Below are 14,095 nucleotides of genomic sequence, written 5' to 3'. Positions count from 1 at the left end.
TAATATTTGAATTAAGCTAAATGTTCAGCTCTGTAATTTTCGATTTCTTCAACTGTTTTGATCAGTCCGTCTCCAAGAAGTCTGTAACCATCATCCGTGATCAGGAAATCGTCTTCTACACGTATTCCTCCGAAATTTCTGTACTCATATACTTTATCGTAATTAATGAAGTCTGCATTTTTATTTTCAGCCTGCCAGATATCAATCAGTTCAGGAATCATATAAATACCCGGTTCCACTGTCACTACAAATCCCGATTCTAAAGACTTTCCTAAGCGTAAAGATTTAAGCCCAAATGTTTTGGTATCTTTTGGATCTTCTTCGGTATAACCAATGTATTGCTCGCCAAGGTCTTCCATATCATGTACATCAAGTCCCATCATATGTCCCAGTCCACATTGGAAAAATAGGGTATGAGCATGGTTTTTCACCGCATCTTCAGGATTTCCTTTCATCAATCCTAGATCAACAAGACCTTCTACAAGATGCTGAGACGCTTTCAGGTGAATATCTTTAAAGCGAACTCCAGGTTTCAGAAGACGTTGAGCATTATTAAAAGCATTCAGAACTATTTCATACATTTCTTTTTGCTTGGTAGTAAAAGTTTTACTCACTGGAAATGTTCTGGTTAAATCACCAGCATACCCCATTGAAGTTTCGGCTCCTGAATCATTCAGGAAAAGATCACCTTCCTTCAAAGTATTAAGACGATAATGATTATGAAGTATTCCTCCGTTTATGGTAACAATCGGCGGATAAGACATCTGGCATTCTTTATTTGCTGCAAGGTATTGAATAGCATTTGCCACTTCATATTCTTTAACATCAGGTCTTGCCACGCGCATCGCCAAAAGATGCATTTCGTTCGATACATTTACCGCCTGCTCAATTTGTACAATCTCCTGAGCTTCTTTTATAGAACGCTGCTTTACGATTGCTTTGATCATTTCTACTGAAGGTTGTAATTCCGCTATTTTAATTCCTAAAATATCAGACAGAAGAATTTTATTTGAGGATTGATACGGAGGCAGATAATGTACTTTTCTACCGGAATTCTGTACTTTAGACAAATACTGAGATAGCTCAGCATAAGGCAAGGTTTCCTGTACACCGGATTTCAGACATTTGTCTTTTAATGTTTCCTGTCTGCCCATCCAGACAATATCATCAATACTTAATTCATCTCCGAAAACAATGGTTTTATTTTCATCAATATCAATAATGGCTGCAATTCTAGGCTCCTGAATTCCAAAATAATACAGATAAGTACTATCCTGACGGAAATAATAAGGATTATGCTCAAAATTTACGGGATTTTCTATATTTCCTAAAAATAATAAGACTCCGCCAGCTACATTAGTTTGCAATACTGACCGTCTGTCCTGATAGGTTTGTGCTGAAAACATATATTATGAATATTTTTTATTTTAAAAGTTTAAAGTTACGATTTTGTACTATTTGAAGCACTTTATTCGTTAAAATAATAGAGATGTAAAGTTTGGATTTTAATATGATAGTTAATGTTCATATTTTGCTTAAATTCGGCAATATTTTAACCTTCTCATTTATTGATTGTATAAAGTATTGATTGTATGAAAAGTCTTCAGTTTTCAGTTCCGGCCGACACCAACAAAAGTATCCGTATTCAGGAAGATATTATGCCTAATTTCTATCCTTATTTCCATCGGCATACTGAAACACAGATTATGTGGATCCTTAAAGGACATGGTACTTTAGCCATAGAACAAAACCTTTTCACTTTTGAACCCGGAGATATTTTCTATCTGGGAGCCAACCAATCGCACGTTTTCAAAGGGGATTTTGCTGAAAATGAAACACAAAAAGTACATGCTATTTCAATTTTTTTTGATCCTAATAAAAAAATATCTGCTTTTTTTGACTTACCGGAATTTGAAGAGCTCAAAAACTTCATCGAACATTCAAAAGTTGGCTTTCAGATTTCCTCCAAATTAAAATCAAGTGTAGGAGAAAGTATGGCAGCATTACAAAAGACACAAGGGATAGAACAAATCATAGGTTTTATAAAGATCCTAAACCACCTGATGCAAAACAGGCACCTGCACATTCCCTTATCATCAGAACAGAACCTGCCCAATCATATTTCTGACAATGATCAGAGAATTATAGACGCTCAAAACTATATTAAGAAAAATTTCACCCAGCATAAACTAACCCTTGATGCCATTGCCAAAGAAGCCTGTATGACTCCTCAGGCATTCTGCAGATCTTTTAAAAAACGTACCAGAATTACTTATATTCAATACCTTAATGAGTTGAGAGTGCAAAGAGCCTGCAGATTATTAACCTCCAGCAGCATGTATAATATTTCTTCTGTTGCCTTTAATAGCGGATTCAATAGTTTAACCAATTTCAACCGGGTTTTTAAATCCATTATGAAATACTCACCCAAAGAATATCTGAAGCATTATAAAGAAGCTACTTTTGACCACGAATAACCACATGTTAAAATATGGTCAGAATTAATTAAAATATTAACATTTACCGTTTTAAAATTCACCTAGTTTTGAATAAATATTATTTGATATGAGTACAAAACTAAACTGGGAAGGAATTTATCCTGCTGTATTAACTCCTTTTACGAAAGAAGGAAAGATTGATTTTGAAATGTTTGCGATTAATACAGAAGCCCAGATTAAAGCCGGAGTTCACGGAATTATTCTTGCCGGAACATTAGGAGAAGCTAGTGTGTTGGAAACTGAAGAAAAATTTGAACTTCTTCAATATGCAAAAAAAATTACACAGGGCAGAATTCCGGTTATCCTTAACCTTTCTGAAAATACTACTAAAAATGCAGTAAACTTTGCCCAAAAAGCAAAAGAACTGGGAGCTGACGGATTAATGCTCCTTCCACCAATGCGCTATAAAGCTGACAGCCGTGAAGTCGTAGAATATTTTAAAGCGGTTGCTACTGCTACAGACCTTCCTATCCTTATCTATAATAACCCTGTTGATTACGGAATTTATGTAACCTTGGAAATGTTTGATGAGCTTATAGAGTATCCAACCATTCAGGCTGTTAAAGAATCCACTAGAGATCTTGCTAACGTAACCAGAATGATCAACCGTTTCGGAAAAAGAATTAAAATCCTTGGTGGAGTAGACACCATCTGCCTTGAAACCCTGATGCTTGGAGCTGATGGCTTGGTAGCAGGGCTGGTAGATGCCTTTCCAAATGAAACAATGGCTATGTACAACTATGCCAAAACAGGTGAATATGATAAAGCGGTTACCGTTTACAGATGGTTTATGCCATTATTAGAATTAGATATTCATCCAAAGCTTATCCAATATATCAAACTGGCTGCTACCGCTGAAGGAATCAGCAACCCGTTTGTAAGAGCACCACGTCTTGAACTTCAGGGTGAAGAAGCAGAAAGAGTTAATAAGATTATTGAAGAAGGCAGAAAGAATCGCCCAATATTAAATTAATATCAAAAACAAAAGCTATGATTGAAGAAACATCAAAAGAAAATATTGAGTTAAGAATTCAAATGGCTTCCCGAGCATACCAATTCCTGAAGAATACAACAATAAAAGAAAGAGCTGCATTGATGAATGCTGTTGCCGATCAGATTGAAGCTTTAGGAGAAGAACTTATCCAGATTGCCCATGCTGAGACATCACTACCTCTGGCTAGACTTGTGGGTGAAAAAGCCAGAACAGTAGGACAATGGAGAAGTTACGCAAAGGCAGTAGCTTCAGGAATATATATTGAGCCCAGAATTGATCTTGCGCAGACAGATAAACAAAAAGGAGATCTCAGAAAATATAATATAGGTATAGGACCTGTAGTCGTTTTCGGAGCCAGTAACTTTCCTTTTGCTTTTTCCACAGCGGGAGGTGATACCGCGAGTGCTATAGGAGCAGGCTGTCCTGTTATTGTAAAAGCGCATCCTGCACATCCTCACACCTCTCAAATGATGGCTGGTGCTATAACAAATACAGTAAAAGAATTCGGGTGGGAAGAAGGTATTTTCAGTCATATTACGGGAACATCCTATGAAATTGGGGCTTATTTAACACAGCACAAAGATATTCAGGCAGTAGCATTTACCGGTTCTTTCAATGGTGGGAAAGCTTTGTTTGATATTGCCAATCGTCGTGAAAATCCTATTCCCGTTTTTGCTGAAATGGGAAGCATTAATCCGGTATTTGCACTTGAAAACTTGATTGAAAATAAAGCAGAAGCATTAGCTAAAGAATACATCAGCTCATTAACATTAGGAGTAGGGCAGTTCTGTACCAATCCGGGGGTGTTTATTGCTGTTAAAGGAGAATCCCTGAATCGTTTCATCGCTGCAGTAAAAAATGAAATCCAGGAAGTCACACCTGCTCACATGCTTCACAATGGCATATATGAAAGCTTTGAAAAGCATAAATCTACCGCAATAACACAACCTGATATTGAAGTTATAGCCTTAGGAGAAACTGAAAAAGGAAAAGGAAGTGCAACTATTATCAAAACCAATGCTCAAAGTTTCCTCAACAACCCTATATTAAGTGAAGAAGTCTTCGGGCCTTTTGGAATCATTGTCGCTTGTGAAAACAAGGAAGAGCTTATACAAATTGCTAAAAACTTAAAAGGACAGTTAACCATTACTGTAGCAGCAACTCCTACTGATGTACATGAGAATGCTGAACTTATTAATCTTTTGAAAGATAAATGCGGAAGACTGTTATTCAACGGAATGCCTACCGGAGTAGAAGTGGTTTATGCCATGCAACATGGAGGACCGTTTCCATCTACAACTGATGCACGCTTTACTTCTGTAGGACCGGATGCCGTAAAACGATTTGTTCGTCCCATTTCTTTTCAGAACTGGCCGGATGAATTCTTACCAGAAGAACTGAAGAATGAAAACCCATTACAGATCAGCAGAATTGTAGATGGAGAAGTGAATTCAGGATCATTACAATTAGAAACCGTATGAACAGAACATTTTTTTGCATAGATTCCCATACCTGTGGCTGTCCTGTACGTCTTGTTGCAGGGGGTGGGCCTATTTTAAAAGGAAATTCCATGATGGAGCGCAGGCTTCACTTCATGAAAGAATATGATTGGATCCGAAAAGGTTTAATGTTTGAACCCCGCGGCCATGATATGATGAGCGGAAGCATTCTTTATCCTCCTATTGATGAAGAAAATGATATCGGAGTGTTATACATTGAAACCAGCGGCTGTCTTCCCATGTGCGGACACGGAACCATCGGAACGGTTACCATTGCCATAGAAGAAGGCTTGGTAGTTCCTAAAATTCCGGGAAAACTACGTCTTGAAACCCCTGCCGGGCTTATTCTCATAGATTATATACAGGAAGGAAAAAAAGTAAAATCTGTAAAACTGACCAACGTAAAATCTTTCCTTTATGCTGAAAACCTTGAAGTGGAATGCCCTGATCTTGGATTGATAAAGGCTGATGTTGCTTATGGAGGAAACTTTTACGCCATCATTGATCCTCAGGAAAATTTCAGAGACATCTCTGATTTCACGGCAAGCCAGCTTATCCATTATGGAAAAATCATCAGAAAACTGCTTAATGAAAAATACCAGTTCATTCATCCTGAAAATGAGCACATTTCAGGCTTAAGCCATATTCAATGGACGGGAAATCCCACTGATACCAAAGCCAACGGAAGGAATGCCGTATTAGTAGGTGAAAATGCTTTAGACCGTTCCCCTTGTGGCACAGGAACTTCAGCAAGAATGGCTCAATGGTATGCAAAAGGGAAGTTAAAAGAAGGAGAAGAATTCATCCATGAAAGCTATATCGGTTCCCAGTTTATCGGAAGAATTGAGGGAACAGCTACTATTGATGGTAAACCGGCTATTATTCCTTCAGTAGAAGGCTGGGCAAGGATTACCGGCTATAATCAGATTATTATTGATGATGAAGATCCTTATTGGCAAGGATTTCAGGTAATGTAAAATTTACAATGAGTTATGACACAAAATAAAGGCAAAGCACTGATTATAGGTGCCGGAATCGCAGGATTAAGCTCAGCATATTATCTTTTACAGAAAGGATGGCAGGTAGAAATTCTGGAACAAAATGACCTTAGCAACAATTGCTCTTATGGCAATGCAGGAATGATTGTACCCAGTCATTTTACCCCATTAGCCGCACCCGGAGTTGTAGCACAGGGAATTCGATGGATGTTCGACAGTAAAAGTCCGTTTTATGTAAAACCCTCACTAAGTACTCAACTGTTATCATGGGGGCTTAAATTTCTGAAACACTCAAACCAGAACCATGTAGACCGTTCTGCACAGGCAATCAGAGATCTTAATCTCGCAAGCAGCAGCCTTTACAATGAAATTGCAGGAAAAGAAGAATTTGATTTTGAATTGAATCAAAACGGGATTCTGATGCTCTATAAAACAGAAAAAGTAGCCGAGGAAGAAACAGAGTTAGCCCATAAAGCCACCAGTCTGGGACTTCCTGTTGACATTTTGGATAAAAAAGGAATTCAGGAGCTTGAGCCCAATGCCCAATTGGATGTTATCGGCGGAATCAATTACAAATGTGATGGTCACATGAATCCCATGAAGCTGATGAAACAAATGATCTCTTACCTTAAAAACAATGGAGTCATTTTTCACCCGCAACATAGAGTAACAAGCTACGAAATTGTAGGAAATACCATTAAAGCAGTAATCGCCAATGGTAAAAAATTTTCAGCTGATCGTTTCATTATGACCGGAGGTTCATTTTTACCCGAATTGGCTCAAAAAGCTGGCATTAAAATTCAACTGATGCCCGGAAAAGGATATTCTTTCATGCATACTCCTGAAAATCCAGTCAACAGATTAGAACATGCAGCATTATTACTGGAAGCAAGGGTAGCGGTAACCCCAATGAACGGGCAGATCCGTTTTGGAGGAACTATGGAACTGGCATCCCATCATAATAAAGTGAATATGAAAAGAGTAGAGGGGATCGTAAATTCTATTCCTAAATACATGCCTGATTTTCAAGTTAAATTACCTAAAGAATCAGAAATATGGTTAGGCTATAGACCTTGTGCACCGGATGGGCTTCCTTACCTGGGACAGTCTTCAAAATTAAAAAATCTGATTATTGCAGGCGCCGGTGGAATGATGGGCTTAAGTCTCGGACCTATTTTCGGGAAAACTGTTTCTGAGCTTGCCAATGAAGAAAAACCAACGGTTGATATCAGGATTTTTAACCCTGAAAGATTTAGTTAAAAAACATCACATAACACAAAAAATTAAACCCAAAACAATTTGATTATTCAAACAATTTATTAACAAACAAATCCAAAAATCATGAAAAAATTTAAATTACTACTACTTGTTTCCCTATTTCCAATAATAGGTTTTGCTCAAGAAAACAGACCTCATGAGTGTAAAGCAGATGAAATGATGAAAAAACATTTTGAACTGCATCCTAAATCTAAGGCTGAATATGAAAATTTTGAGAAATACACCAAAGATTTCATAAAAAAAAGGGGATCAAACAAAAATTCACTGGATAATAAGACCAGCAACCCAACCTACATCATCCCTGTGGTTTTCCATCTTTATGGAGAATCTCAAAGTAATGTAAAAGTAAATCACCAAAAAGTAGTTGACTTACTGCAACAAATCAATTTAAATTTCAATGGAATTAACACTGATTCAAATACTGTAGATCCTGACTTCCAATCTATCAGAGGAGCATTAAGTGTTGAATTTCGATTAGCTAAAATTGATCCAACCGGAAAAGCAACAAGCGGAGTTATTTTTCATCCTTTCAAAGGCGGATATGGCAATGGAGGCGGATATGATACAGAAATTGGCGCAGATGCATGGGATAATGCAAAGTATATGAATGTGTATATACAAAATGATCTATATGCTGATAAGGATTTATATCAATCGGGAGTTGCCTGGTATCCGGATTCATACATGGCTTCAGTAAATACAGCCAGAGTTGTTTATAATGGACGTTATATATTTAATGCCGCTGGTACAGTAGCTTCAAACGAGTTTTCTGATACATTTACTCACGAATTTGGGCATTGGTTAAATCTTCAACACACGTTTAATATTCCGTGTTCAACTGCAAACCCAACTAATGATGGTGATGGAGTTGCTGACACGCCTGTAGAAAATGCTTCTTCCGGATTAGGATGTACAACTGGAAACAATTGTCTTGGGCAAAAAGTAAACGTTGAAAACTATATGGGATACAATGGTTCTTCCGGTTGTTATAAAATGTTTACCAATGGACAAGTTGACAGAATGCTAGCAGCATTAAACCATCCTTCGCGAATAAATTTATGGCAGCCTGCCAACTTAGCCGCAACCGGAGTTGCCAATACTCCACCTAAATTAACCCTTAGCAACAGTACATTTACAGAGAACTTAAACAATAATGGAGCCGTGTCATTAGATGGAACCGTAGCATCTGCCCCTAAATCAACGATTACACTAAACGGAGCAACATTTGCCGTACCCAATGGAACAAATCTTACTGCAGGAACACATTTCACTTCTTCATTACCTGCAGGACTAACAGCAGCTATAGCAGTTACAAGCCCTACTACCGCTACACTTACCATAAATGGTGCGGCAACCAGTCATCCTAAAAGTCAGGTCCTGAATTCATCAATTATATTCCGAGATCCGGCTATAACAGGAGGCGTAACTTCATTAGGATCAACTACAGCTTTGGCATTAACTTTTTCTTACAAAGCCCCCTATAAAATAGTTACAGGAACTCCTCTGGAAAGTTATGCAAACCCAACACCAACAACAGTAACAACCAACTCCGGGGCAACTTGGAAATATTTTATCATTAACCCGGAGCTTAGTGATGATGCAGGATATGGCGCTTGGTACTATGGCGCAAATCAATTAAAATTGGAGACCTATTGGAAAGGATTAGTTTGCGAAACAGGAACAAGAAATATTAGTTTAATTCCGGCTTGCACCACTATAACTAATGCAAATAATACAGGTTACCCAATTGGTACTCCCGGACAACTTGACGTGTACACCCCTACATACACTAACTGGTCTGGCAAAACCGCTTATGTTGGTTTTAGAAACCAATTCGAAGGTTACAATATTAACGGCTATTTCAAAGTGATTGTTGGGACCAATGGTTCAGGTTATTCTGTAACTGAGTTTGGATATAATACACAACCAAATGGCAGTATTACAACCCCTTGTGCATTATCATCATTATCCACTTCAGACGTTGATACAACAAAATCAGAAACATCCATCTATCCAAATCCAGTTTCTGATGTAGTGAATATTAAAACAAAAGGGAAAATTAAATCAATTTCTGTTTATGACATGTTTGGAAGAAAAATGAATGCTAAAGTGATTGGTGATAAGGTTGATGTTAAACACTTCCTAAGCGGAACTTATTTAATTGATATTGAAACTTCTTTAGGGAAGTCTTCCCAAAAATTCATTAAAAAATAGGGTCAAAACGCTATATCAATACAATATTGAAGATGAGCAGTATTCTGGAAAGGGAACCCTTCTTGGTTAACAGCCTCTTGATTACTACTTCAAAGCGGTTACAAATTGGTTTAAAACTTTTTAAAAAGATGCAATTAATAAAATAATTTAGTATTGATATTTTAGTTATTCACTTGTTGAATACAAGATGGGCTTAATTTTTTAAGTCCATCTTTGTTTTATGGCGAATATTATTAGGTTTTATCGACAATTGTAAGTTTATTTACGTAATTTTATTCATCAATTTCAAACTCAAATTATTCTTATGTACTATAAAAACGATACCATCATCATACGGGAGTTTATCCCACAGGAACTCAATTTATTTTTAGATCTATTTAAAAATGAAAATGTTACCCGTCATCTGCCTTACAAATCTCCTGAAGAGTTTAAATCCATGTTCGAAAAAGCATTATCAGACTATAATGAAGGACCATTCAGCAGATGGGGAGTATTTGATGCTCAGAATGACGCTTTTGTTGGAATGTGTCTTGCCAGAGTTTTCCATCATAATCCTAATCAAACAGAAATTGGATATATTCTTGGAGAAAACTATTGGGGAAAAGGAATTGGAACCCAAATATGTAAAGCCCTTACCACCCATTGTCTTTCAACAGACGAAAATAAAGAAATTGTTGCCGTAACAGATCTCGATAATATCGGTTCTCAAAAGGTACTTCTTAAATGTGGATTTAACAGAAATGAAAACCTGATAGAAGAAAACAGAGAGTTAGCTTTTTTTGTATTGTAATATTTTTAATCACTGATCAACAAACACTTACAGATACGTAGGTGTTATTTATTTCTCACTGATTTTACAGATGACACAGATTTTATAGATAGACTAAACCTTATAGGTTTTAAAACCTATAAGGTTTGATCCGATAATTTCCAAAAGATCTCATTATTCTTATGGGTAAAAAATCTACTTAATTTGTGACATCTGCGAGAATAATAGAAATCTTTGATTTTTTTTAAACTTAAGTGAACTTCTCTGTAGTTTACTCGTAACTTAAAATCAACTTACGTGTTAAAAACCTTTTTGTAACTTTTGTGGTTATACCAAAATTTCAGCATTAGCCCGAAAACATTTCATTTATCAGATAATTTGTTATACCTTGCGTAGATTATGATGTCTAAACGCTGCAAGTACGCACTAAAAGCAATGGTCAGATTAGCAAGAAATTACAATCAAGGCTATCTGCCCACTTCAGTTATTGCACAAGACGAAAACATTCCAAAAAAATTCTTAGAACAGATTCTTCTCGAACTTAAAAGGGCTAAACTTGTTAACAGTAAACAAGGTAAAGTAGGAGGGTATTATATCCTGAAATCCCCTGATGATGTTTCACTAGCAGATATTTACCGCATTTTTGATGGTCCCATTGCTCTTACGCCATGCGTTTCTCTAAACTTCTATGAAGCATGTGATGATTGTGTGGATGAAGCTGTTTGCTATCTTAGAAAAGAATTAATAATCGTTCGTGAAAAGACCAGAAAAAGCATGATGGAAGCTACTCTGACTAAGTTCATCAATAAAGATTAATTTTTTTTCATTTAAATTCTACTATTTTGATAGGAGTTATAGAATTTTATATATATTTGCAACAACAAATTTCAAATGAAAATGGAAAATAGTCTGAAAATTGAATTCGAAAAACTTCAGGAAGAGCTTGCAGGAGAGCCTTCTCAAGCCGATTTTTTGCAAAGACTGATAGAAAGATTTCCGAATGAAGTGGTTTTTTCTACCAGCTTCAGCTATGAGGATCAGGTAATCACTCATCTGATAAAAAACTTAGAGGTTGATATTTTTACGTTGGACACCGGAAGACTTTTTGAACAAACCTATGAAACTTGGGCTTCTACAAAAGCCTTCTTTAAAAAGGAGATCAAAGCCTATTATCCGGACACAGAAGAACTGAGAAATTTTGTATCCAAAAACGGTCCCAATTCATTTTATCAATCTGTGGATCAAAGAAAAGCATGCTGTACAATCCGTAAGGTACATCCATTGAAAAAAGCATTACAAGGATATAAAGTATGGATCACAGGTTTAAGAGCCGAACATTCTCCCAACAGACAAAATATGCCGGCACTGGAATGGGATGAAGATAATAAGATCATTAAGTTCCATCCGATTCTTCACTGGAGTACTGAACAGGTGACAGACTATGTAAAAGATAATCATTTACCTTACAACTATCTCCATAAAAAAGGTTTTGTAAGCATTGGATGTGAGCCTTGTACAAGAGCTATTCAGGAAGGAGAAGATTTCAGGGCAGGACGCTGGTGGTGGGAAGATGCCAATAAAAAAGAGTGTGGTCTGCATATTCATCAATAAAAAAGATAAAAATGTCAATACAACAATTAAACTATTTAGATCAGCTGGAAGCCGAATCTATTTACATATTAAGAGAAGTTGCCGGGCAGTTTGAGCGTCCCGCTTTATTATTCAGCGGTGGAAAAGACAGTATTGTTCTGGCTCACCTCGCAAGAAAAGCATTCTTTCACGGGAAGATTCCCTTCAAATTCGTTCATGTAGACACAGGACATAATTTTCCCGAAGTCCTTGAGTTCCGGGATCATCTGGTTGAGCAACTAGGCGTAGATTTAGTGGCAAGAAAAGTAGAAGATACTATTAAAAGTAAAAAACTCACTGAAGCAAAAGGCAAATTCCCAAGCAGAAACTGGCTGCAAACCTATACTTTATTAGATACGATTGAAGAATTTGAATTTGATGCCTGTATCGGAGGAGCCAGAAGAGATGAAGAAAAAGCCCGCGCCAAAGAAAGAATATTCTCTGTTCGTGATGAATTCGGGCAATGGGATCCAAAACTTCAGCGCCCGGAACTGTGGAATATCTTCAACGGAAAGATTCACAAAGGAGAAAATGTAAGAGTTTTCCCAATCAGCAACTGGACTGAACTTGACATCTGGAACTACATCCGCAGAGAAAAAATAGCCTTACCCTCTATCTATTTCTCGCACGAAAGGGAAGTGGTAGATTTTAACGGACAATGGCTTGCCAATTCCGAGCATGTGTTTTTAGAGCCTGAAGATATTATTACTACAAAGAAAATTCGTTACCGAACTGTAGGTGATATGACATGCACTGCCGCTGTAGAGTCTTATGCAGAAACAATTGATGCCGTTATTGAAGAGATTGTAGCAACAAGAATTTCAGAACGTGGGGAAACAAGAATCGATGACAGAGTGACAGAAGCAGCAATGGAAGACAGAAAAAAAGGAGGTTATTTTTAAATAATAAATAACAGATTGAATATCTGTTGATTAAAACCTAAAAATTACTCATCACTTATAATTCAAAAAACGGATGGACATATTAAGATTTATAACAGCAGGAAGCGTAGATGACGGGAAAAGTACCCTTATCGGAAGACTGCTTTACGATAGCAAAAGTATTTTACAGGATCAGCTGGAAGTGCTTGAGAAACATTCTAAAAACAAAAATGAAGACGGTGTAGACTTAGCCCTTTTAACTGATGGGCTGAGAGCAGAAAGAGAACAGGGAATAACCATTGATGTTGCCTACCGCTATTTCTCAACACCAAAAAGGAAATTTATCATTGCCGATGCTCCGGGACATGTACAATATACCCGTAATATGATCACCGGGGCATCCAATTCCGATCTTATGGTCATTCTTATTGACGCTCGTAAAGGTGTTATTGAACAAACCAGAAGACATTCCATTATTGCGTCTCTTTTAAAACTGAAAAAAGTAGCTGTTGCAATTAATAAAATGGATATGGTTGATTATTCGGAGGATGTTTTTGAAACCATTAAAGCAGACTATTCAAAAATTGCAGAAAATCTAGGCTTAAATGATGTAAGCTATTTCCCGATTTCCGCATTGAAAGGAGATAATATTGTTTCTACCTCATCCAGAACTGAATGGTATGAAGGAAAATCACTTTTGGAATATCTGGAACAGGTAACATTGAATGAAGAACAAAATAAAGGAAACCGTTTTCAGGTACAGTATGTGATTCGTCCTCAGACTGAGGAATTACATGATTACAGAGGTTATGCAGGGCAGATATTAAGCGGAAAATTCAAAAAAGGAGATTCTGTACATATTCTTCCGGCAGGGCTAACAAGTGAAATTTCCAGGATTGAAGTCAACGGAATCGAAAAAGAAGAAGTTGTTGAAGGGCAGCCCGCTGTTATTCATATTACACACGATCTGGATATCAGCAGAGGAGACGTTTTTGCTACAACAGAAGAACTTCCCGTGGTAGAAAAAGATCTTGAAATACTTTTATGCTGGCTGGATCAAAAACCATTACAACCAGGCAACAAATATCTGCTTCAGCAAAACAGCAGAGTTGTAAAAGCTATCGTAAAGGAAGTGGATTATAAGATCAATGTCAATACACTTCAGCATGAACATATTGAAAGCGAAATCAAACTTAATGAAATTGTGAAAGTTACCCTTCGAACGGCACAACCTTTGGTCTATGATAGTTTTATAAGTAATAAAACAACAGGATCAGCAATTTTAGTGGATGAAACCTCAAATTCTACTGTTGCAGCCTGTATAATTCAATAGAA

The 14,095-nt window shown here is 36.9% G+C and carries 12 protein-coding genes; 11 read left to right on the top strand and 1 reads right to left on the bottom strand.

All coding sequences use genetic code 11. The features are described 5' to 3' along the window. Window positions 1-11: 11 nt before the first annotated feature. Window positions 12-1,406 (bottom strand): aminopeptidase P family protein, encoded by a 1,395-nt coding sequence (locus tag BW983_RS05220; RefSeq protein WP_076550432.1) that lies wholly within the window; start codon window positions 1,404-1,406, stop codon window positions 12-14. Window positions 1,407-1,592: 186 nt separating this feature from the next. Here BW983_RS05220 and BW983_RS05215 point away from each other — a divergent pair, with 186 nt between their 5' ends. From BW983_RS05215 to BW983_RS05165, 11 genes are all read left to right on the top strand, one after another. Then, a complete protein-coding gene (locus BW983_RS05215) occupies window positions 1,593-2,477 on the top strand; it encodes an AraC family transcriptional regulator (protein WP_076550431.1) in 885 nt (294 codons plus the stop codon). Window positions 2,478-2,565: 88 nt separating this feature from the next. Next, the gene (locus BW983_RS05210; RefSeq protein WP_076550430.1) at window positions 2,566-3,471 is read left to right on the top strand and encodes a dihydrodipicolinate synthase family protein; all 906 of its coding nucleotides are present in this window, start codon (window positions 2,566-2,568) and stop codon (window positions 3,469-3,471) included. 17 nt (window positions 3,472-3,488) lie between these two features. Next, complete coding sequence (locus BW983_RS05205; protein WP_076550429.1) at window positions 3,489-4,973, top strand: aldehyde dehydrogenase (NADP(+)); 1,485 nt, start codon at window positions 3,489-3,491, stop codon at window positions 4,971-4,973. Further along, a complete protein-coding gene (locus BW983_RS05200) occupies window positions 4,970-5,968 on the top strand; it encodes a 4-hydroxyproline epimerase (RefSeq protein WP_076550428.1) in 999 nt (332 codons plus the stop codon). Before BW983_RS05205 ends, BW983_RS05200 begins: the two co-directional genes overlap by 4 nt. 15 nt (window positions 5,969-5,983) lie before the next feature. Continuing rightward, window positions 5,984-7,249, top strand: coding sequence for an NAD(P)/FAD-dependent oxidoreductase (locus BW983_RS05195; protein WP_076550426.1), 1,266 nt, complete (start codon window positions 5,984-5,986; stop codon window positions 7,247-7,249). An 81-nt stretch (window positions 7,250-7,330) separates the two neighbouring features. Continuing rightward, a complete protein-coding gene (locus BW983_RS05190) occupies window positions 7,331-9,481 on the top strand; it encodes a zinc-dependent metalloprotease (RefSeq protein WP_076550425.1) in 2,151 nt (716 codons plus the stop codon). Window positions 9,482-9,785: 304 nt separating this feature from the next. Next, a complete protein-coding gene (locus BW983_RS05185) occupies window positions 9,786-10,271 on the top strand; it encodes a GNAT family N-acetyltransferase (RefSeq protein ID WP_076550423.1) in 486 nt (161 codons plus the stop codon). A 378-nt stretch (window positions 10,272-10,649) separates the two neighbouring features. After that, window positions 10,650-11,066: an RrF2 family transcriptional regulator gene (locus BW983_RS05180; protein ID WP_076550422.1), complete on the top strand. Its 417-nt coding sequence runs from the start codon at window positions 10,650-10,652 to the stop codon at window positions 11,064-11,066. 81 nt (window positions 11,067-11,147) lie between these two features. Continuing rightward, window positions 11,148-11,861 (top strand): phosphoadenylyl-sulfate reductase, encoded by a 714-nt coding sequence (locus BW983_RS05175; protein ID WP_076550863.1) that lies wholly within the window; start codon window positions 11,148-11,150, stop codon window positions 11,859-11,861. A gap of 11 nt (window positions 11,862-11,872) precedes the next feature. After that, window positions 11,873-12,781 carry a sulfate adenylyltransferase subunit CysD gene (gene cysD, locus BW983_RS05170; RefSeq protein ID WP_076550420.1) on the top strand — a complete coding sequence of 303 codons (909 nt, stop codon included), beginning with the start codon at window positions 11,873-11,875 and terminating at the stop codon, window positions 12,779-12,781. A 73-nt stretch (window positions 12,782-12,854) separates the two neighbouring features. After that, window positions 12,855-14,093 (top strand): sulfate adenylyltransferase subunit 1, encoded by a 1,239-nt coding sequence (locus BW983_RS05165; RefSeq protein ID WP_076550419.1) that lies wholly within the window; start codon window positions 12,855-12,857, stop codon window positions 14,091-14,093. The last annotated feature ends 2 nt before the right edge of the window (window positions 14,094-14,095 follow it).

Source organism: Chryseobacterium ureilyticum, assembly GCF_900156735.1.
In the GTDB taxonomy this organism is placed as follows: Bacteria; Bacteroidota; Bacteroidia; order Flavobacteriales; family Weeksellaceae; genus Chryseobacterium; species Chryseobacterium ureilyticum.
The sequence above is the reverse complement of the archived record's forward strand: the minus strand, read 5'-3'. Positions and strand labels throughout refer to the sequence as shown.